Origin of the sequence: Burkholderia sp. IT-111MI5 (genome assembly GCF_949752865.1) — a bacterium.
Lineage (GTDB): Bacteria > Pseudomonadota > Gammaproteobacteria > Burkholderiales > Burkholderiaceae > Burkholderia > Burkholderia pyrrocinia_C.
The window spans coordinates 375,722-394,711 of sequence record NZ_CATKIF010000044.1; the positions used below are offsets into that span (position 1 = coordinate 375,722).

The following is an 18,990-nucleotide window of genomic DNA, read 5'->3' on the forward strand; positions in this document are numbered from 1 at the left end:
TCAGATTTCGGCTTCGTCGTAGATCCGCGTCGCGTCGCCGGCCCACGCGTCGCGGTAGCGGGCGAGCCAGTGTTCGGCCTGGGTCGGCGCGCCGGCAACGATCTCGTCGAGCGGCGCAAGATACACGGATTCGTCGCGGCCGGCCGCATCCAGGCGCGCCCGCGCGCGCAGGCCACGATGCGCGATTGCGAGCGCATCGGCCGCGAACGCACGCAGCGGGCGGCCGTCGACCGGTGTATCGAGCCCGAGACGCGGCACGTCGCGACGCAATGCCAGCAGCGCGCCGCGATCGATCGCGGCGGCCAGCGTCTCGGCGTCCGACAGCGCGGCCGGATCGTACAGCAGGCCGGTCCAGAATGCGGACAGCGCGATCATCATGTCGGGCGAGCCGGCATCGGCGCCGCGCATCTCGAGATAGCGCTTCAGCCGCACCTCGGTGAATACCGTCGTCAGGTGGTCCGCGAAATCGCCGAGCGTCGGCGTGTCGCCTTCGAGATGCGGAATGCGCCGCCGCATGAAATCGCGGAACGTCCGCCCGGTCGCATCCGCGTAGCGGTCGCCGCGCCGCACGAAATACATCGGCACGTTGTCGAGCAGCCAGCTCACGTAGCGCTCGAAGCCGAAGCTGCGCGACAGGAACAATGCCGGTGCGCCGCAGCGATCCTCGTCGGTATCGAGCCACGTATGTGCGCGCGTCGACAGCAGGCCGGACGGGCGGCCTTCGCAGAACGGCGAATTCGCGAACAGCGCGGTCGCGACCGGCTGCAACGCGAGCGACACGCGCATCTTGCGCGCCATGTCGCTTTCCGATGCGAAATCGAGATTGACTTGCACGGTGCAGGTGCGCTGCATCATGTCGAGCCCGCGCGTGCCGACGCGCGGCATATAGCGTCGCATGATCCCGTAGCGCTGCTTCGGCATCCACGGCAGCGCCGCGCGCGACAGGTGAGGGTGAAAGCCGAGCGGCGCACAGCGCAGGCCGAGCGGCTCGCATGCCGCGCGAGCCGCGGCGAGGTGCGCATGCAATTCGGCATGCGTGTCGTGCAGCGTGTCGAGCGGCGCGCCCGACAGTTCGAGCTGGCCGGCCGGTTCGAGCGAGATCGCCGCGCCGTCGCGCTGGATCACGCCGACGATCCGCCCGGCATCGACGATCGGCGTCCCGTCGCCGCGCAGCCGCTCGAGCACCGCGGCGATGCCGGACGGCCCGTCGTAGGGCGCGGCCGCGTGCGTCGCGCGAGCGACGACGAACTTCTCGTGCTCGGTGCCGATCCGGAATTGCGCGGCCGGCTTGCAGCCGGCGGCCAGATGATCGGCGAGTTGCTGCTCTGAGACGATCGGCGTGTTGTCCGATCCGACGGCATTCGACATCGACACCCTCCACATGGCGTATTGGGCGACCGACCGGCCGGTCGCACGGCGACTATAGCGGCGTCGATGCAGGCGCAGTACTGGCAGGGGTGATAGGGGGGCGGTGCGCAGCCGTGTCGTGCTACGGCTGTTTGCGCTTCGCGAAGTAATGCGCGGGCGAATCGCCGAACGCGCGGCGAAACATTGCGATGAAATTGCTCGGCGTCGCGTAGCCGAGCGCGTCCGCGATGTTGGCGACGCTGTCGCCGCTCGCGAGACGTTCGAGCGCATGCGTGAGACGCGCCTGCTGCCGCCATTGCGCGAAGCTCGTGCCGGTTTCTGCGACGAACAGCCGGCTCAATGTGCGTGCGGACAAGCCGGCCCATTCCGCCCACGCTTCGAGCGTGCGGCTGTCGTGCGGCTGCCCGAGGATCGCGTTGGCGATCCGCAGAAGCCGCCGGTCGTGCGGCATCGGCAAGTGCAGCGGTTCGTGCGGCGCGCGGCGCATCTCGTCGAGCAGCACGACGCTGATGCGCGCCTGCTCGATGTCGAGCCGGTCCTGGTCGGCCCACGACACCGCGCGCCGCACGAGCGCGCGCATCAGGTCGGTAATCGCGATCACGCAGGGCTGGCCCGGCATCCGCCGGCTCGCGGCCGGTGCGATCACGACGCTCCAGCCGCTCAACGCACCGCTGATGCTGACCTTGTGCTGCTCGCCCGGCGGAATCCAGCCCGCGCGATGCGGCGGCAGCAGCCACGAACCGTGCGGCGTGCGCACGTGCGCGAAGCCGCTTTCCACGCAGAACACCTGGCCGCGCAGATGACTGTGCCAATCGACCTCGCGGGTGCCGAGCTGATACGCGTTGCTGCCGTCGTCCTCGCCCCAGACGGCGATCAGCGACGGGCCGTCCGCACGTTCGCTCGGATCGATGTCGGCGCGCTGTATGGCGCGCGGCGGAGAAGCATCTCGGATGGGCATGGCCGGAATTCATTATTTTTTGTCTAAACAACATTATCAGCTTTGTCAGGGTGCGTCCAACAATGCATGTCGTGTTCAAACCGATACGAAGCAGAGGAATGCGATGCATGCAGCACTTGCTCCCTGGACACGCGATGCCGGCGCGCTGCGCGTCGTGTCGCGGATGGCCGTCGCCGCGGCGCTCGCCGTGCTCGGCGCGTGCGCGAGCCGCGACGGGCTCGCGCCCGCCGGCACGCTGCGCGGCGCCGATACGCTTGCCGCGTCGCGCAGCCTCGCGCATGCGCCGGCCGCCGACTGGCCGGCCGCCGACTGGTGGCGCACGCTGAACGATGCGCAACTGAATGCGCTGATCGACGAAGCGCTCGCCGGCAATCCCGATCTCGCGACCGCCGATGCGCGCGCACGCGAAGCGCAGGCGCTGGTGATCGAGGCGCAGGCCGCGCGCGTGCCGCACGTCGTCGGCCGCGCGAGCGCGAAGGGCGAACGGATGTCCGGCACGCAGTTCTCGGCGGGCGAAGGCGGCGGCTTCTTCAGCCACACGCGCGAGATGAATCTCGGCTTCAGTTGGGATCTCGATCTGTGGGGCGGCCGCCGCGCCGCATGGGAAGCCGCGCTCGGCGAAGCGCGTGCCGCGCGGATCGACGCGCAGGCCGCGCGCGTGTTGCTGTCCGTCAACGTCGCTCGCGCATACGTGAACCTCGCGTACGCGTTCGATCAGCAGGACGTCGCGCGTGCCGAATACGAGCGCGCCGACGAGGCGCTCACGCTGACGCGCCAGCGCGTATCGAAAGGCATCGACAACGTCGCGCAACAGCGCCAGGCGGAAAGCGAGGTCGCGGCCGCGACGCGCGAGCAGGCGCGCGCGGCGCAGACGATCGACAGCGCGCGCATCGCACTCGCGATCCTGCTCGGCGCGGGCCCCGATCGCGGGCTCGAACTCGTGCGTCCCGCGCCGCTGCCGGCCGCCGCGCTGGCGGTGCCGGCCGATCTGCCGGCCGCGCTGCTCGGCCGGCGCGCCGATCTCGTCGCCGCGCGCTGGCGGGTCGAGGCGGCGAGCCGCAACGTCGCGGCCGCCCGCGCGGAATTCCTGCCGAACGTGAGTCTCACCGCGCTGATCGGGCTCGCGACACGCGGCGGCGCATCGCTGTTCCAGGCCGCGTCGCGCACCTACAACGTCAGTCCGGCCGTGAGCCTGCCGATCTTCGACGGCGGCGAGCGGCGCGGCGTGCTGCGCAGGCGCGACGCGCAATACGACCTCGCGGTCGCCGGCTACAACAAGACGCTGATCGGTGCGATCGGCGAGGTGGCCGACGATCTGCACCGCCTGCGCTCGCTCGCCGTGCAGGCCAATGCACAGCAGCTTGCGTTCGACTCCGCCACCGATGCGTGGCGGCTCGCGGACGCGCGTTACCGGGCCGGCGTCGGCAGCTACCTCGACGCGCTCGTCGTGCGCCAGCAACTGCTGATCGCGAGCCGCGAGGTCGCCGCGCTGCGCGCGCAGCGCGCGGACCAGTCGCTGCAGCTCGTCGCCGCGCTCGGCGGCGGCTTCCGCGCCGAGCCGGACGACGCCGCGCTCGCCGCCACTCCTTCCCACCGTCCTTGACATCGAACCATGAGCAGCGACAACACCCTGCAGACTCCCGCGCGGCCCGCAGCCGCCGACCCCGCCAGCGCCCGCCAGAACCCGGCGGCCGACCACACCGGTGCGCCGCGCGCGCCGGGCGGCCCGGACGCGCGCACGCAACCGGCACCGGGCGGCGCCGCGCCCGCGACACCGCCGCCGCCCGCGCGACGCAAGCACCTCGTGCGCGCGCTCGTCGCCGTGTTCGCGCTCGGCATCGTCGGCTGGGGCATCTGGTACGTGCTCGTCGGCCGCTGGTACGAAGCCACCGACAACGCATACGCGCAAGGCAACGTCGTCGAGCTGACGCCGCAGGTGACGGGCACCGTCGTGTCGATCGACGCGGACGACGGCAATCTGGTGCGCGCCGGCACGCCGCTCGTCCGTCTCGACGCGAGCGACGCGCAGATCGCGCTCGCGGCCGCGCAGGCCGATCTCGCGGCAACGGTACGCAAGGTGCGCGGCCTGTACAGCAACGAGCGCGGGCTCGCGAACAGCATCGACGGCGCGCGCGCCGAACTCGACGCGCGACGCACCGCGCTCGACAAGGCGAAGGCCGACTACAGCCGCCGCGAGGATCTCGGCCGCTCAGGTGCGATCTCGCGCGAGGAACTCGCTCACGCACGCGATACGCTGACGTCCGCGCAAAGCGCGTACGCTGCCGCGCAAAGCGCGCTCGCGACGTTGAGCGAGCAGCATCAGACGAGCAAGGCGCTCGTCGACGACACCGCGGTCGCGTCGCATCCCGACGTGCAGGCCGCGGCCGCACGGCTGCGCGCCGCATACCTCGCACGCGCGCGCACCGACATCGTCGCGCCCGTCACCGGCTATGTCGCGAAGCGCACGGTGCAGGTCGGGCAGCGCGTGTCGCCCGGCGTGCCGCTGCTCGCGGTCGTGCCGCTGCGCGAGCTGTGGGTCGACGCGAACTTCACCGAGAAGCAGCTCGAGCACATGCGTATCGGGCAACCGGTCGAACTGAGCGCCGACCTGTACGGCGACGCGGTGCGCTACAGCGGCCGCGTGCAGAGCCTCGGCGTCGGCACCGGCAGCGCGTTCTCGCTGCTGCCCGCGCAGAACGCGACCGGCAACTGGATCAAGATCGTGCAGCGGCTGCCGGTGCGCATCGAACTGACGGATCCGGCCCAGCTGGACGCGCATCCGCTGCGGATCGGCCTGTCGATGCACGCACGCGTCGACCAGCACGACCGCAGCGGTGCGATGCTGTCGCATCGCGAGCAACGCGCGCCCGTGTTCCGCACCGACGTGTACCGCGACGAGCTCGCGCGCGCCGACAGCCTGATCGCCGACGTCGTGCATGCGAACCTGCCCGCGGCGGTGCGCGCGGAGCGTGTGCGATGAGCGGCCCGATGGCGGCCGCCGATGCCGGCTTTCGTCCGTCGAGCGTTGCGCTGACGACCTTCGGCCTCGCGCTCGCGGTCTTCATGCAGGTGCTCGACGGCACCGTCGCGAACGTGTCGCTGCCGACGATCGCCGGCAACTTCGGCGTGAGCACGACGCAAAGCGCGTGGGTCGTCACGACGTTCTCGGTCAGCAATGCGATCGCGCTGCCGCTGACCGGGTTTCTCGTCAAGCGCATCGGGCAGGTCAGGCTGTTCGTGTGGGCGACGCTCGCGTTCACGTTCGCGTCGCTGCTGTGCGGCCTCGCGCAAAACCTGCCGCAGCTCGTCGCGTTCCGCGCGCTGCAGGGCCTGGTGGCCGGGCCGATGATCCCGACCACGCAGGCGCTGATGCTGTCGATCTACCCGCCGCAGCGGCGCGGCTTCGCGCTGTCGATGATCGCGATGGTCACCGTCGTCGCGCCGATCGCGGGCCCCGTGTTCGGCGGCTGGGTCACCGAGCATTACTCGTGGCGCTGGGCGTTCCTGATCAATTTGCCGATCGGCGTGTTCGCCGCGATGTGCGTATTCGCGCAGATGCGCGCGCGCGTCGAGACGACCGTCGCCGCGCGCGTCGACTATGTTGGCCTCGCCGCGCTCGTGGTCGGCGTCGGCGCGCTGCAGATCGTGCTCGACAAGGGCAACGAAGCCGACTGGTTCAACTCGACGTTCATCGTCGTGATGTCGGTGGTCGCCGCGTTCGGCATCGCGCTGTTCCTGATCTGGGAGCTCAACGAACCGAATCCGATCGTGAACCTGCGGCTGTTCGCGCATCGCAACTTCGCGGCCGGCACGCTGACGCTCGTGCTCGCGTATTCGGCATTCTTCGCGGTCAACGTGATCGTGCCGCAATGGCTGCAGCGCACGCTCGGCTACACCGCGTTCTGGGCGGGGCTCGCGGTCGCGCCGATGGGCGTGATCCCCGTGCTGATGACGCCGTTCATGGGCAAGTACGCACCGCGCTTCAACATGCGCGTGCTCGTGTGCTGCGCGTTCGCGATCCTCGGCACGTCGTCGTTCCTGCGCGCGGGCTTCGTGCCGGACATCGACTTCACGCACATCGCGCTGATCCAGCTGCTGCAGGGCCTCGGCCTCGCGCTGTTCATCATGCCGATCAACAGCATCCTGCTGTCCGACCTGAAGCCGGACGAGATCGCCGCCGGCTCCGGCCTGTCGACGTTCCTGCGCACGCTCGGCGCGAGCTTCGCCGTGTCGATCACGTCGTTCCTGTGGGACCGGCGCGCGATCCTGCATCACGCGCAGCTCAGCGAACACGTGAGCGCGTTCGATCCGGCCGTGCGGGCCGAAGTCGCGCGGCTCGGCGGCGGCGATCCGCAGCGCGCGGCGACGCTGCTGGGCAACCTGGTCGATGCACAGGCCTACCAGATTTCGTTCAACGACATTTCGTTCGCGCTCGGCTGCGTGTATCTCGCCGTGATCGCGGTGGTGTGGCTCGCGCGCCCGCCGTTCGGCCCCGGCGCCGCCGCGAAACGATGAAGCGGGTGCTGCGCGGCCCGTTCCGACCCATGCTGTTCAATTCGATGGAGGTTGACCCGATGCATACCCACCACGCTGGAGAAACGCCGTCCGACCTGGCGACGCTTGCCGTGTTCGACGTCACGGAATTTCCGCTCGTCGTCGTGCGCAACGATGCGATCGCGGCCGGCTACGCACAGCGCTGGCTCGACGACATGCACACGCTGATGCGGCACGGCGAGCCGTTTGTCATGATCTTTCCGCCGGCCCGCCCGGACGAACCGCACGACGACCGCAAGGAGCGCGGCATGTGGCTCAAGCAGAACCGCGCCGCGCTCGCCGAGGTCTGCCGCGCGCTCGTCACGATCGAACCGGACCCGAAGGAACGCGACGCGGCCATCGCGAACGCGGCCGGCATCGAAAAGGCGTTCGGGATTCCGCTCGACGTGACGGCTTCGCTCGAAGACGCGAAGCAGGCGGGCCGGCGACGCCTGACTGAGGCGGTCTAGCGCGGTCCGTTCGCGCGCAACGCCTCGAACCGGTTGCGCAAGTCCGCCTGAATGCAGATTCCAACTAGATAAACGGGGTGGCTTGTATGAATGGACTGGATTGTCTGAAATGGTTGGTACCCGGCGACACGGATGCGTCATGGCAGCGGATGACCGACGCGGCCGCCGGGATGGGGTTCGACAAGGTCGTGCTGATCGTGTTGCCGTTTACCGGCGCGTCGTTCGATCTCGCGCGCAAGTGGAGCAGCGGCGTGCCCGGATGGACGGCGCTGTATCGGCAGCGCCAGTTCGACCGCGTCGACCCGATGCTGCGGCATTGCTTCCGCTCGGCGCTGCCGCTCGTCTGGGACGACGCGCTGTTCGCGCTGCCCGAGCAGCGGCCGTGCTACGAAGCGGCGTCCGCGTACGGCATGCGCAGCGGCGTCGTGCTGCCGGTGCGCGGCGCGAAAGGGGAGGTCGGCATGCTGTCGTGCGCGAGCGCGGACGACCTCGGCCGTACGCGCGAGCGCTGCGACCGCCATCTCGCGGCGCTGACGCTGCTGCGCGACATCGCGTGCGAAGCGATCGCCGGCACGCGTTGCCATGCACCGCCCGACAGTGTGCCGCGGCTCAGCCGGCGGGAAGTCGAATGCCTGCGCTGGCACGCGGCGGGCAAGACGTCGTGGGAAATCGGCCACATCCTGAACGTGACCGAGTCGTGCATCAATTTCCACTTCATGAACATCCGCCGCAAGTTCAACGTGTCACGTCGGCACGAAGCCGTGCTGCGCGCGGTCGAGTGGGGGCTGATCAACATCTCCGACGTGACGGTGCCCACCTGATGCGGGCATGCCCGCGAGCCAGCGATCGAGAAACGCGCTGAGCCACGCCGCCGTCGCGCGGTCGTGCCGCCGGCCTTCGTGCGCTTGCGTAGCGAGATCCTGCGCGCCGGGCGCCGACAGCTTGTGCGCGGCGGCCGTGCTCCAGCGCCGCATCATCGGATAGCTCACTTCCGGATGAAACTGGACGCCGTAAGCGTGCGGCCCGTAACGAACGGCCTGGTTCTCGAAATGCTCGCCGGTCGCGAGGATCTCGAGCCCGGCGACGCGCTCGAAGCCCTCGCGATGCCACTGGTAGACATGCGACGGCCATGAACCGAACCGTCGGCCGGCGGGCGTCGCGGCGATTGGCCAATAGCCGATTTCCGCGCGCCCGTCCCGATGTGCGCTCACGCGGCCGCCCAGATGGCGGATCATCATCTGTGCGCCAAGGCAGACGCCGAGAAAGGGCGCGGCCTCGCGCAGCGGCACGCCGATCCAGTCGATCTCGTCGCGAATCCAGCGATCGCCGTCGTTGGCGCTCATCGGGCCGCCGAACACCACGGCGCCCGCATGATCGGCCAGTGTCGCCGGCAACGGATCGCCGAGCGGCGGGCGCCGAATGTCGAGCGGATGGCCGCGGGCCGCGAGCAGCCGCCCGATCCGGCCGGGGCTCGACTGTTCGCGATGCAGGACGATCAGGATCGGACGAAGTGCGGAGTGCGTCATGTCGTGTGATTGAGTAGGAAGTCAGCCCGGCTGGCCGCGCAGCGCGTCGAACGACACCATCACCTGTTCGCGGTAGGCGGGCCGTCGGCACAGGCGGGCGTACCAGGCCTCGACGTGCGGCAACGGCGGCCGCTCGACGTCGAGCGAGAAATAGCGGAACAGCGTCGCGCCGGCCGGAATGTCGGCCAGGCCCGGCGTCGCGCCGCCCAGAAAAGGTTGCGTCGACAACAGCCGGTCGAGCAGCCGGTAGTGCGTGGCGCTGCGCGCGGCCTTGTCGCGCACGATCGCGTCATCGCGCCGCTCCGGCGGTGTTCGCACCAGCGCCCAGAACAATCCGGTCATCACGTCGGGCTCGAGCGAGGTCTGCGACCAGTCCATCCAGCGCTCCGCGCGCGAACGGGCGAACGTGTCGCGGCACCAGAACGGATTGTTCGGCACGCGCGCGGCGAGATAGCGCAGGATCGTGTGCGACTCCCAGACGACGTCGCCGTCCCAGTCGATCACCGGGATCCGGCAGGTCGGGTTCAGCGCCGCGAACGCGGGCGTCTGCAGCGAGCCGTACTCGCCGCCGGCCGGGATGTGCCGGTACGGCAGTCCCAGCTCGCCGATGAGCCATAACACCTTCTGCACGTTGAACGACGTGCGGCGGCCCCAGACGGTCAGCATCGCGCGGCATCCCCGCAGGCGCCGGCATCCGCGCACGCCGCGTAGCGGTCGAGACCGGCGGAGAGATCGGCGATCAGGTCGTCGGCATCCTCGAGCCCGATGTGCAGGCGCACGCCGCGGCTGCCGGGCGGCCAGCGCTCCGCGAGACCGTGCGCATCCAATTCGAACGGCAGCGCGAGGCTCTCGTAGCCGCCCCACGAATAACCGAGCCCGAACAGCGTCAGGTGGTCGAGAAACGCTTCGATCGCGTGCCGAGGCGCAGGCCGCAGCACGACCGAGAACAGCCCCGATGCGCCACGAAAATCGCGGCGCCACAGCGTGTGGCCGTCGTCGCCGGGCAGTGCCGGATACAGCACGCGCTGCACCTCGGCGCGCGTCGCGAGCCAGCTCGCGACCGCGAGCGCGTTGCGCTGGTGCTGCCGCAGCCGCACGCCGAGCGTGCGCAACCCGCGCAGCGCGAGGTAGACGTCGTCGGGGCCCGCACACAGTCCGAGATCGCCGTGCAGCTGCTTCAGCGCGGGCCACGCGCGCTCGTTGGCCGATACCGTGCCGAGCATCGCATCCGAATGCCCGACCAGGTACTTGGTGCCGGCCTGGATCGACAGGTCGATGCCGAATGCATGCGGCCGGAAGAAGAGCGGCGTGGCCCAGCTGTTGTCCGCGATCACCAGCGCGCCGTGCGCATGCGCGAGCCGTACCAGCGCGGGGATATCGTGCATGTCGAACGTATAGGACCCCGGAACTTCGACGTACAGTGCCCGCGTGTTCGCGCGGAATGCGGCTGCGACGGGCGTGCCGGCGTCGTACCAGGTCGTCTCGACGCCGAGCCGCGCGAGCACGCCTTCGCACGCATGACGCACCGGGCCGTAGACCGATGCGGTCATCAGCAGGTGATCGCCGGGTTTCAGGCAGGACAGCAGCGCAAGCGTGCACGCGGACAACCCCGACGGACACAGCACCGCGCCGGCGCCGCCCTCGAGGCTCGTCACCGCGCGCTCGAGCGCGTCCGTCGTCGGCGTGCCGCGGCGGCCGTAGATATACGGCTGCGTGCGGTTCAGCAGATCCGACACCGTCGGGCTGAGCACGGTCGACGCATGGTAGACGGGTGGATTGACGAAACCATGCCACGCAGCGCTGTCGCGGCCCGCGTGCGCGAGCCGCGTGTCTTCGTGCAGTCGGTCATGCATGCCGTCGCGCGGCTGCGGCGCGTGTGCGGCGGACTTCACGGCCATAGCGCGCACCGTTCCCAGCGCTGACCGGCGCGACGGTAGGCCTGCCGCGCGAAGCGCCGCGCGCTGTCCGCACGCCAGAATTCGGCTTCGTCCGGCGCCAGTGCGTACAGGTGCCAGTCGTCCGACGCGAGAGCCGGGTCGGCGGCCAGCCGCGCGAGCTGCGCGTCGATCGCGCGCGTCAGGTCGGCGGGATCGTCGAGCCGTTCGCTTTGCCGTCCGGCCAGGATGCTCGCGCGCGACCGCTCGGGGCGGCCCGCGAAATCGGCGCGGCCTTCGGCGGCCGGCAGCCGTTCGACCGGGCCGCTCAGCCGGATCTGGCTCGCGATCGCCGGCCAATAGAACGTCAGCGCGGCGTACGGCCGATTTTCGAGCTGGCGCCCCTTGGGGCTGCGCGTGCTCGCCGCGAAATGCCAGCCGCGCGCGTCGACGTTCAGCAGCACGACGGAGCGCGCATCGGGCCGGCCGTCCGGGCGGACCGTCGACAGCGTCATTACCTGCGGTTCGACAGCGCCTGCGTTAACCGCCTCGTCGAGCCAGCGCGCGAACTGCGCGTGCGGCGTGTCGGGCCAGTCCTGGGCAGGCACGTGCGGCGCCGCGTGCGCGAGTGTTTTCAGCGCCTTCAGGCGCGTTGCGATCGTATTCATGGCGTGACTCATGCGATGCCGAATCGGGTCGCGCGGGCGATCAGCCGATGCGCGGCGAGATAGTCGGGGACTTCCGCGAGGAAACCGTCGACGACGGCCGCGGCCACGCGGCGGCCGCCGGATTCGCGTCGCGCCGTGTCGAACGCGTCGATCACGCGGCGGGCGAGGGCGACTTCGTCGGCCGTCGGCGTGAGCACGCGATTGACGACCGGCACGAACTGCGCGTTGACGATCGCTTTCGCCTGATAACCCAGGCCGCGCGACACGCGCATGTCGAGCTCCGCGCCTTCGTTGTCGGCATAGCTGTACGGGCAGTCGATCGCCGTGACGCCGACCGCCGCGCATTCGACGCGAAAACGCGAGCGCACATAGTCGAGCTCGCGGCCCGCGCGTGTGCGCTCGGCACCCATGTCGGCCACCATGTCCTCGGTCGCGACGAGCACGGCCGTCACGCGCGGGCTCGAACGCGCGATCGCCATCGTGTTCACCAGGCCGAGCGTCGTCTCGACGTTCGGCACCAGTTCCGTCGAACCGGGCGCGATATCGTATTCGCGCTCGAAACGCGTTACGGCTTCGTCGAGCGCGACGACCTGCTCGGGCGTCGCGACATACGACATCATCACGATGTCCGGGCGGCCGCGCATCGCGGCGCGCAGGTCGTCGATCCCGCCCGCGTCGAGCGGGTTCACGCGCACGGACGCCAGTATGCCGGCGTCGCGCCAGCCCGCGAGCACGCGCTCGCTGAGCTCGCGCGCGGCCGGACGCCGGTCGGGCGGCGTAAAGGTTTCGAGTTCCTGGATCAGGACGTCAGCGCCGCTCGCGGCGCCGTCAACGAGTGCGTCGTGATCGGCGCCGGCGAGAAACAGCCAGGAGCGGCGCAGGCGGGAAGGGCGTCGGTTCGTCGGTGTCATGCGTGGTTTCCTGTAGGGCGCGTGTTGCGCGTATCGATGGCGCGGGCGTTCAGCCGGCGCGCATCATCTGGTTGAAGATGTTCTTGCGATGCATTTCCTCGGTCCCGCCGACGCTCATGAAGCCGAGCGCATCCGACGCGAACGCGGCCAGCGGCCCGGCCTGGTAGCCGAGGCTGCCGTACAGCCGCACGAGGCCGAGCGCGCCGTCGACGAGATCCTGCGCGCCGACCAGCTTCGCGATCGAGCAGGTCATCAACGCGTGCGGGTGATCCGTCAGCAGCTGCGCGAGCGCGCCGCGCGCGAGCCACGTGCCGCGCTCGATGCCGATCTGCAGGTCCACGAGACGGCCCTGCACGTACTGGTGCGCGTCGATCGTGCTGTCGAAGCTGCGCCGGTTGCGGCAATAGCCGATCGCGTCGCGCAGATACGGCGCCGTCACTTGCGCGGCGACGAGGCCGTAGTAGAGGCGGCCGAGCGAAATGATGTCGATCAGGTTGCCGAGCCCGGCACCGGGCTCGCCCAGCAACTGGCTGCGCGCGATCGGGCAGTCGTCGAAATGCAGCGCGCCGGTGGGCAGATCGTCGAGGCCGAGCTTGCGGTCGGGCGCGGCGACGGTCATGCCCGGCTGGTCGCGATCGACGATCACGAGCGCGGTATTGCGCCGGCCGGGCGTATCGATGCGCGTGACGACGAGGATGAAGCGCGCGAGCGGCGCATGCGCGATATTGAATTTGCTGCCGGTCAGCCGATAGCCGTCGCCGTGCTCGACCAGCTTCGTCGCAATGCTGCGCACGTCGGTGCCGGTGCCGGGTTCGGCAATCGCGGTCGCGCTCAGCTCGCCGCGCAGGATCGCGCCGAAATAGCGGTCCTGCTGCGGCGCCGTGCCGTATCGTTCGAGTGCGCGCACCATGCCGGCCTGCGCAATCACCGACAGCAGCAGCGCCGGGCGGCGGATCGCCGACGCGAGCCCCTCGAGCGCCGCGGAAAAGTGCCACCAGCCGTGACCGTCGCCGCCGTACGTCTCCGGCACGATCATGTCCCACAATCCTTCCTGCCCGAGCCGCGCCCAGCCGGCTGCGTCGAAGCCGACAGGCGCGCTGTCGTCGTGCTCCGCGGCAGCGGCGATCTCCGCGCCGATCCCGCGAAAACGCGCGAGCGTCGCATGCTGTTCCTGCGTCCAGTCAAATGGCATCTGTCGTGTCTCCGGTCGAAGCGGCGCGGCCTTCGACGGCGCGCCAGCGATGTCGACAAGATTACGGGGGCACGGACAGCGGGGGTACTGGCAGTAGTGGTAGTTGCCGGGCGCTTGCATCGCGCGGGTGCGTGCTCTGCACGCCGTCGAAGATCGACCGCGGTGTCGCGGATCCGGCCCCGTGGTTTCCCGAGCGCGTATTTCGCAAACCGGCGTCATGGCGGTCATCGCGTTTCGGATTGCCGCGGTGGTCATGCCGCAAGCGATCAACAGCGCTGCATCGATCGGCAGGCCTCGGCGCTGGTCGGCAAGAACAGCGGGGCATGGCAGCCGCTGCCGCCGGATTTACCGCCCCGGTCGTAGGGCAGAGAGAAGTCGGCCCGTCATGGCGCGACAAATATCATTCAAATTCGCATCTGTGCGTGAGCGCCGGGTTTTGCCGCTCATGCCATGCCGCAGTCAATAGACCCCTGGCTCGCCTGCCGGACGATGCTTGAACCGTCGGTGCACCCAGTAGTACTGCTCGGGAAAGCGAAGGATCTGCTCCTCGAGAAAGGAATTCATCGTGCGCGCGTCGAACGACTCGCTAGCGGTCGGATAGCTGTCGAGCGGCTCGAAGATGGTCAGCTTGTAGCCGCGGAATGCCGGCAGCACTTCGGTCACGAACGGTACGACCCGCGCGCCGCTCAGCTTCGCCAGCCGCGATACCGACGTCAACGTGCAGGCCTGCACGCCGAACAGCGGCGCAAACACCGAACCCGTCGTGCCGTGATCCATGTCCGCGGCGAGCATCACCGGGGTGCCCGCGCGCAGCAGTCTGACGAGGTGTTTCGCGCTCGCACTGCGTTCGATCATCTCGGCGCCGAAGCGCCCGCGCTGACGTTTGGCGAGATCGCACACGCGACGGTTCGACATGCGCGTGTAGAGCGCCGCCACGGGCAGCGACGACGAATAGAGCATGCAGCCCACCTCGATGCCGACGAAGTGAAAACCCATGAAGATCGTCGGCGGTGCATCCGTATCGTGGAGATCGATGCGGCTGTCCAGCTCGACCAGCCGACCGAGCGACCGCGCGCTGCCGAACCACTGGAACCCGCGCTCCAGGTAGCTCCGGACGACGTGTTCGAAATGGGCACGCGCGAGCACATCGCGTTCCTCGGCGGTCTTCAGCGGAAAGCAGAGTTGCAGGTTGACATGCACCACGTGCTTGCGTCGGCTCGGTATCCGGTAGAGCGCAGCGCCGATGCCGCTGCCGGTTCTCGCGACCAGCGAGTACGGAAGAATGGCCAGGAACCGTAGGAGGCCGAACAGCAGCCAATACCCGAGAGCGTTCATGATGATGATGATGGACTTCCGTCTGATGACTGCCCGGCGCCGCTCGAGTCGAGTGATGGGGTACGGGGAAATCGGGTTGTGTCGAGACCACGCAAGGCAGGTGCTTCCGCGACCACCAGTGACGGCGGCCGCGCGCCAGGCCGATGATGGCCGACCGCTTCGATCCGATGTTCGAAGCGATACATGATGGCGGGCGGAAAATTCATCCACGCGATGCCGGCTCGGACGGCGCGGATGCGCATGGCTTCCAGATAGCGCGCCGGGTTCGGGCCGCGCGGCACATACGTGAATCGATGAAACGCGCCACCGGCAGCCAGGTGGCGCGCGAAGGCGCAGGGAACGATCGCGGCGGCCGGTTCGACCGGCATCGCGACGATGTGGCAATCCGCTCACGATAACACGTGCGCGCGCCCCGCCGAAGAAGTCGCCCGTCATGCCGAGTCGGGCCGCATTCATACGCACGATCCGCAACACGGGAACCCGATGCCGAAGGGCGTTCGCGAAAGCGGGTCTGCTCCTCCTGAAACTCACGGCCTCGCCAATCTGCCTTCATCAAGGCCGGTCCCCGCAGGGTGCCGGATCTCGTTCGGCAGCCCTGTATCGTTTCGTGATCCTCAATCCATTTTGTCGATTTTCGCACCGTTGATTTCGGTCAACGTCCGATCCCGTCGCGCGCCGATGATGGAGGCAAGTCCAAACGTCGCATGTACGCCAGTCCATCCCGCGAGGTCCGTATGTACACGAATATCATGGTCGCCGTAGACGGTAGCGTTTCGTCCAGACAAGCCCTCGACGAAGGCCTGAAGATGGCCCGCCTGCACCAGGCCCGCCTGTTCGCCGTTTTCGTCGTCGACAAATCCATTTTGCTCAGCTACGCCGGGCGACTCGACCCGAATGCATTGATCGAGGAGGTCAGACACGACGGTGTAGCAGTGCTGCGAGATGCCGAGCGGACGATTGCGCGCGCGGGGGTGAACGGCGATACGGAAATCGTCGAAACGGAGCTCGGTCAGGATGTTGCGGAACGCCTGCAGCGCTATGCAGCCGAACATGCCATCGATCTGGCCGTACTCGGCACGCATGGTCGGCGCGGCATCCGCCGCGCGATGCTCGGCAGTGTCGCGGAACGCTTCCTGCGCACGTCGAGTTGCCCGGTACTGCTCGTGCGCGGCGACGACGCGACGCGTGCAGCCGTTGCGGCCGCATAGCGCAACTGCGCAAGCACCGTTCGGTGCGCGATCCCGTCAGGAGACCGTCATGGAAATCTCGTTTCCCGTCGAACCACCGGCGTATTCCGGGCAGGAGCCCGCGCTGGCCTTTCCGGCACTGGTAGAAGGCCGGCGCGTGCAATGCGCGATCACGGCCGCGGCACTGGAAGATCATTTCCTCGCCGCGTCACCTCGGGAGCCGGATCTCGTGGCCGCGTTCTCGTGCAATCGCCCCGCCATCGAATGCGCGGCGCGCCGCATGCTCGAGGAGGTCGGCGGCCGGCCGATCCTGCTCCACAGTGGATTTTTCCGGTTCTGTACGTAACCGGCTCGCGCCGTTGACGCGTATCAAACCGCAGCCGGCTCGCCCGTCTACGCTGGATTCCTGACAGGACGGTTCGTTCCCCGCGCGACAGGCGCATGTCACAGCGACGCGTCCCGCATTCCGGTCCGGCACCGTCAGGACGAACGCGCCGGGCCGACTCAACTCAACCGTTCGAGGAGTGCACATCATGAGCAATCTGACCCGCTACGATCCGTTTTCGATGGACCCCGTCTCCGACCTGTTTCAGGGGCTGTTCAGGCCGTTGCGAGGCATGACGCTGACGGACGAACCCGATCTCGCGTCCGTGAAGATCGACGTCACGGAAAGCGACGATGCCTATAAGGTCAACGCGGAACTGCCGGGCGTCGCAAAGGACGACATCGACGTCCAGGTGACGGGCCGGACCGTATCGATCAACGCGAAGATCGAGCGCAATGCCGAGCAGAAGGAAGGCGAGCGCGTGATTCGGCGCGAGCGCTACAGCGGCGCGATCAGCCGCTCGTTCTCGCTGCCCGGCGAGATCGACGACGCGAACGCGACGGCAGCGTATCAGGACGGCGTGCTGTCGCTGACGCTGCCGAAGAAGACGCCGGCCGGGCAGAAGAAGCTGACGATCAGCTGAGCGGGCGGCAGGCGCCGGGCGATGCTTGCATCGCCCGAAGCGGGAAACCGGCGCGCGGGCAATCCGCGCGCCGTTTCATCGTGAAGCGGCCGCAGGTCCGCTCACGCATCCGACACCGTGCCGCCAGCCCGGTAACCGACGGTCTGCGCGAGGATCGGGAGTTCGTCCTCGTTCAGGCACAGCGCGTCGGCGAGCGCGCGATGGTTGATCCAGCCGCGCACGACCGTCCCGAGGCCGGTCGCGGCACAGTAGAGCGAAACGTTCTGCGCGATGGCCCCGGCCGCGACCGCCGAGAATGCGTCGCGTTGCTGCGGCGGCATGTCGAGTATCGCTGAGGTCCGGACGACGTAGACGAGATCCAGCGGCGCGCGTCCGACGAAGTCCTGGTAACCCGTCAGGTTGCGGGCATCGACCGCGTGTTTCAGCACGAGTCGATGCGCGGGCGCGTCGTAGCGATAGACGCCATGCGGCAGCGCGACGTAGATGTCGATTTCATTGGATGCATGCGCGGACGGCGCCGTACGACCGCCGCTTGCCGGCCGGTTGACGCCATTCGCGGCCCACAGCATCGTGCCGAGCATCCTGGGCGGGAGCGGCGTGGCGGCGAATTCGCGGGAACTTATTCTCGTCGCGAGTGCGATCGTCAACGGCATGCCGTCGTCGAGGTTCGGGCGCGGCAGATCGACGATGGCCGGCGACTTTCCTTGTGGCGACGCCGGCAGTGCCGGGGGCGCCGGCGAATAGGTCAACAGTTGCTGTTCCGACAATTGAGTCTCCTTCGAGCATCGTTGCGCGTGCCTGGAACGTCACGCATCGGCGATCACACGATAAGGCGGCCGGGCCGCCCCGGCTTGACCTTCGTCAAGCGACGCATGCGCAGCCTGCGACGTCCCGCGCAAGGTATCCGTTGACCTGCATCAGCGATCCGGCGCCGCGCGTGTGCAAATCTGGCTGCATGCGGCGGACAGGCACGCCGCGGCTCACAGGAGTGCACGCGATGAAAACCGACAAGCAGTTGAAGCAGGACGTTCAGGATGAACTGGAGTCGGACCCGGCGATCGACGCGACACGCATCGGTGTCGAGGTGGCCGACCGGATCGTGACGATATCGGGTCACCCGCCAAGCTACGCGGAGAAACTGGCGATCGAGCGCGCGGCGAACCGCGTGGCCGGCGTCAAGGCGCTCGTCGTCGACATGACTGTGCATCTGCCGAACGACGACGTCCGCACCGACGAGGACATCGCCAACGCCGTGCGTTCGGTGCTGCACTGGACGGTCGGTCTGAACGACGATGCGGTCAAGGTGCAGGTCGAGCACGGCTGGATCACGCTGTCCGGCAAGGTCGACTGGGCATACCAGAGCCATGCGGCCATGCGCGCGATCTCGCAGATGCGCAGCGTGACCGGCGTGACCGACCACATCAGCGTGCAGGGGGCGGTCGGATCGGCCGACATCAGCGGCGACATCAAGCGCGCGATCATGCGTCACGCGGAGCGCGAGGCGAAGCACATCGCGATCGAGGTGCGCGACGGCACCGTGCGGCTTTCCGGCAAGGTCGGCTCGTTCTCCGAACGCAAGGCCGTGCGCGGTGCCGCGTGGTCCGCACGAGGCGTGCGTGCCGTCGTCGACGACCTGGTCGTCGAGTGAACCCGAGCAGCGGCGGCCGGATACGCAGTCGGCACGGATGAAGGAGGGAAGTCAGATGACAGTGTCGGGCGAGGTACATGACGCGGACTGGTCGGTGGCGATCGAGACGATCGCCGTCGAAACGGGCGGCTATCGTTGCAGGATCCATGTGACGCTCACGTCGCCGGATGGCGCTTGCGAACACACGTTCGCGCATAACAGGACCCACGCCACCGAGCGCGAGGCCGCGGTCGAAGGGCTGCGAGCCGGGATGACGTGGGTCGAGATGAGGAAATCGAACACCTTCACGGTCTGAATCGCCGGCCGTCGCGGGCGTGTCGCATCGATGCCGACTTCCCGGGTCATGCGATGC

General features: G+C 68.8%; 20 protein-coding genes. 10 read left to right on the plus strand and 10 right to left on the minus strand.

Annotated features, from left to right (window positions below; translation table 11 throughout):
- Both ACM6JT_RS26370 and ACM6JT_RS26375 read right to left on the minus strand, forming a co-directional pair.
- Window positions 1-1,368 (minus strand): glutamate--cysteine ligase, encoded by a 1,368-nt coding sequence (locus tag ACM6JT_RS26370; RefSeq protein WP_414857605.1) that lies wholly within the window; start codon window positions 1,366-1,368, stop codon window positions 1-3.
- Window positions 1,369-1,489: 121 nt separating this feature from the next.
- Window positions 1,490-2,326, minus strand: coding sequence for an AraC family transcriptional regulator (locus ACM6JT_RS26375; protein ID WP_034184220.1), 837 nt, complete (start codon window positions 2,324-2,326; stop codon window positions 1,490-1,492).
- Window positions 2,327-2,429: 103 nt separating this feature from the next.
- Here ACM6JT_RS26375 and ACM6JT_RS26380 point away from each other — a divergent pair, with 103 nt between their 5' ends.
- The 5 genes from ACM6JT_RS26380 (at window position 2,430) to ACM6JT_RS26400 (ending at window position 8,150) form a co-directional block, all read left to right on the plus strand.
- A complete protein-coding gene (locus ACM6JT_RS26380; protein ID WP_407970554.1) occupies window positions 2,430-3,929 on the plus strand; it encodes an efflux transporter outer membrane subunit in 1,500 nt (499 codons plus the stop codon).
- A gap of 9 nt (window positions 3,930-3,938) precedes the next feature.
- The gene (locus ACM6JT_RS26385) at window positions 3,939-5,306 is read left to right on the plus strand and encodes an efflux RND transporter periplasmic adaptor subunit (RefSeq protein WP_414857606.1); all 1,368 of its coding nucleotides are present in this window, start codon (window positions 3,939-3,941) and stop codon (window positions 5,304-5,306) included.
- Window positions 5,303-6,841 (plus strand): DHA2 family efflux MFS transporter permease subunit, encoded by a 1,539-nt coding sequence (locus ACM6JT_RS26390; RefSeq protein WP_034184222.1) that lies wholly within the window; start codon window positions 5,303-5,305, stop codon window positions 6,839-6,841. The genes ACM6JT_RS26385 and ACM6JT_RS26390 overlap by 4 nt, the downstream gene beginning before the upstream one ends.
- A 59-nt stretch (window positions 6,842-6,900) precedes the next feature.
- Window positions 6,901-7,329 (plus strand): hypothetical protein, encoded by a 429-nt coding sequence (locus ACM6JT_RS26395; RefSeq protein WP_034184290.1) that lies wholly within the window; start codon window positions 6,901-6,903, stop codon window positions 7,327-7,329.
- A gap of 86 nt (window positions 7,330-7,415) precedes the next feature.
- Entirely contained in the window at window positions 7,416-8,150 is a 735-nt protein-coding gene (locus ACM6JT_RS26400) for an autoinducer binding domain-containing protein (protein ID WP_081938595.1), read from the plus strand.
- Here the strand turns inward: ACM6JT_RS26400 and ACM6JT_RS26405 are convergent.
- The 7 genes from ACM6JT_RS26405 to ACM6JT_RS26435 form a co-directional block, all read right to left on the minus strand.
- Window positions 8,073-8,855 carry a glutamine amidotransferase gene (locus ACM6JT_RS26405; protein WP_105390137.1) on the minus strand — a complete coding sequence of 261 codons (783 nt, stop codon included), beginning with the start codon at window positions 8,853-8,855 and terminating at the stop codon, window positions 8,073-8,075. The genes ACM6JT_RS26400 and ACM6JT_RS26405 overlap by 78 nt on opposite strands.
- Before the next feature lie 21 nt (window positions 8,856-8,876).
- Entirely contained in the window at window positions 8,877-9,521 is a 645-nt protein-coding gene (locus ACM6JT_RS26410; RefSeq protein ID WP_105390136.1) for a glutathione S-transferase family protein, read from the minus strand.
- Window positions 9,515-10,708, minus strand: a complete 1,194-nt coding sequence (gene metC, locus ACM6JT_RS26415) for a cystathionine beta-lyase (protein WP_414857658.1) — start codon at window positions 10,706-10,708, stop codon at window positions 9,515-9,517. The genes ACM6JT_RS26410 and metC overlap by 7 nt, the downstream gene beginning before the upstream one ends.
- 35 nt (window positions 10,709-10,743) lie before the next feature.
- The gene (locus ACM6JT_RS26420; RefSeq protein ID WP_034184224.1) at window positions 10,744-11,397 is read right to left on the minus strand and encodes a pyridoxal 5'-phosphate synthase; all 654 of its coding nucleotides are present in this window, start codon (window positions 11,395-11,397) and stop codon (window positions 10,744-10,746) included.
- Between the two features lie 8 nt (window positions 11,398-11,405).
- A complete protein-coding gene (locus ACM6JT_RS26425) occupies window positions 11,406-12,308 on the minus strand; it encodes an HpcH/HpaI aldolase/citrate lyase family protein (RefSeq protein WP_034184225.1) in 903 nt (300 codons plus the stop codon).
- Between the two features lie 49 nt (window positions 12,309-12,357).
- A complete protein-coding gene (locus ACM6JT_RS26430) occupies window positions 12,358-13,500 on the minus strand; it encodes an acyl-CoA dehydrogenase family protein (RefSeq protein ID WP_414857607.1) in 1,143 nt (380 codons plus the stop codon).
- 459 nt (window positions 13,501-13,959) lie between these two features.
- A complete protein-coding gene (locus ACM6JT_RS26435) occupies window positions 13,960-14,835 on the minus strand; it encodes a lipid A biosynthesis lauroyl acyltransferase (RefSeq protein WP_414857659.1) in 876 nt (291 codons plus the stop codon).
- A 734-nt stretch (window positions 14,836-15,569) separates the two neighbouring features.
- Between ACM6JT_RS26435 and ACM6JT_RS26440 the strand changes: the two genes are divergently transcribed.
- From ACM6JT_RS26440 to ACM6JT_RS26450, 3 genes are all read left to right on the plus strand, one after another.
- A complete protein-coding gene (locus ACM6JT_RS26440; protein WP_105390131.1) occupies window positions 15,570-16,043 on the plus strand; it encodes a universal stress protein in 474 nt (157 codons plus the stop codon).
- Between the two features lie 49 nt (window positions 16,044-16,092).
- Window positions 16,093-16,368 (plus strand): DUF1488 domain-containing protein, encoded by a 276-nt coding sequence (locus ACM6JT_RS26445; RefSeq protein ID WP_034184230.1) that lies wholly within the window; start codon window positions 16,093-16,095, stop codon window positions 16,366-16,368.
- A gap of 187 nt (window positions 16,369-16,555) precedes the next feature.
- Window positions 16,556-16,990, plus strand: a complete 435-nt coding sequence (locus tag ACM6JT_RS26450; RefSeq protein ID WP_034184231.1) for an Hsp20/alpha crystallin family protein — start codon at window positions 16,556-16,558, stop codon at window positions 16,988-16,990.
- Window positions 16,991-17,091: 101 nt separating this feature from the next.
- Here ACM6JT_RS26450 and ACM6JT_RS26455 read toward each other — a convergent pair whose 3' ends face one another.
- Window positions 17,092-17,757: a nitroreductase family protein gene (locus ACM6JT_RS26455; RefSeq protein WP_414857608.1), complete on the minus strand. Its 666-nt coding sequence runs from the start codon at window positions 17,755-17,757 to the stop codon at window positions 17,092-17,094.
- Window positions 17,758-17,987: 230 nt separating this feature from the next.
- Here ACM6JT_RS26455 and ACM6JT_RS26460 point away from each other — a divergent pair, with 230 nt between their 5' ends.
- Together ACM6JT_RS26460 and ACM6JT_RS26465 are read left to right on the plus strand one after the other, a co-directional pair.
- Entirely contained in the window at window positions 17,988-18,638 is a 651-nt protein-coding gene (locus ACM6JT_RS26460) for a BON domain-containing protein (RefSeq protein ID WP_034184294.1), read from the plus strand.
- Between the two features lie 55 nt (window positions 18,639-18,693).
- Window positions 18,694-18,933: a hypothetical protein gene (locus ACM6JT_RS26465; RefSeq protein WP_034184233.1), complete on the plus strand. Its 240-nt coding sequence runs from the start codon at window positions 18,694-18,696 to the stop codon at window positions 18,931-18,933.
- The last annotated feature ends 57 nt before the right edge of the window (window positions 18,934-18,990 follow it).

Excerpts from the sequence above, each read along its gene's own strand:
- ACM6JT_RS26370 (WP_414857605.1), bottom strand. The coding sequence starts at position 1,368 with ATGTCGAATGCCGTCGGATCGGACAACACGCCGATCGTCTCAGAGCAG.
- ACM6JT_RS26375 (WP_034184220.1), bottom strand. The coding sequence starts at position 2,326 with ATGCCCATCCGAGATGCTTCTCCGCCGCGCGCCATACAGCGCGCCGAC.
- ACM6JT_RS26380 (WP_407970554.1), top strand. The coding sequence starts at position 2,430 with ATGCATGCAGCACTTGCTCCCTGGACACGCGATGCCGGCGCGCTGCGC.
- ACM6JT_RS26385 (WP_414857606.1), top strand. The coding sequence starts at position 3,939 with ATGAGCAGCGACAACACCCTGCAGACTCCCGCGCGGCCCGCAGCCGCC.
- ACM6JT_RS26390 (WP_034184222.1), top strand. The coding sequence starts at position 5,303 with ATGAGCGGCCCGATGGCGGCCGCCGATGCCGGCTTTCGTCCGTCGAGC.
- ACM6JT_RS26395 (WP_034184290.1), top strand. The coding sequence starts at position 6,901 with ATGCATACCCACCACGCTGGAGAAACGCCGTCCGACCTGGCGACGCTT.
- ACM6JT_RS26400 (WP_081938595.1), top strand. The coding sequence starts at position 7,416 with ATGAATGGACTGGATTGTCTGAAATGGTTGGTACCCGGCGACACGGAT.
- ACM6JT_RS26405 (WP_105390137.1), bottom strand. The coding sequence starts at position 8,855 with ATGACGCACTCCGCACTTCGTCCGATCCTGATCGTCCTGCATCGCGAA.
- ACM6JT_RS26410 (WP_105390136.1), bottom strand. The coding sequence starts at position 9,521 with ATGCTGACCGTCTGGGGCCGCCGCACGTCGTTCAACGTGCAGAAGGTG.
- metC (WP_414857658.1), bottom strand. The coding sequence starts at position 10,708 with ATGCATGACCGACTGCACGAAGACACGCGGCTCGCGCACGCGGGCCGC.
- ACM6JT_RS26420 (WP_034184224.1), bottom strand. The coding sequence starts at position 11,397 with ATGAATACGATCGCAACGCGCCTGAAGGCGCTGAAAACACTCGCGCAC.
- ACM6JT_RS26425 (WP_034184225.1), bottom strand. The coding sequence starts at position 12,308 with ATGACACCGACGAACCGACGCCCTTCCCGCCTGCGCCGCTCCTGGCTG.
- ACM6JT_RS26430 (WP_414857607.1), bottom strand. The coding sequence starts at position 13,500 with ATGCCATTTGACTGGACGCAGGAACAGCATGCGACGCTCGCGCGTTTT.
- ACM6JT_RS26435 (WP_414857659.1), bottom strand. The coding sequence starts at position 14,835 with ATGAACGCTCTCGGGTATTGGCTGCTGTTCGGCCTCCTACGGTTCCTG.
- ACM6JT_RS26440 (WP_105390131.1), top strand. The coding sequence starts at position 15,570 with ATGTACACGAATATCATGGTCGCCGTAGACGGTAGCGTTTCGTCCAGA.
- ACM6JT_RS26445 (WP_034184230.1), top strand. The coding sequence starts at position 16,093 with ATGGAAATCTCGTTTCCCGTCGAACCACCGGCGTATTCCGGGCAGGAG.
- ACM6JT_RS26450 (WP_034184231.1), top strand. The coding sequence starts at position 16,556 with ATGAGCAATCTGACCCGCTACGATCCGTTTTCGATGGACCCCGTCTCC.
- ACM6JT_RS26460 (WP_034184294.1), top strand. The coding sequence starts at position 17,988 with ATGAAAACCGACAAGCAGTTGAAGCAGGACGTTCAGGATGAACTGGAG.
- ACM6JT_RS26465 (WP_034184233.1), top strand. The coding sequence starts at position 18,694 with ATGACAGTGTCGGGCGAGGTACATGACGCGGACTGGTCGGTGGCGATC.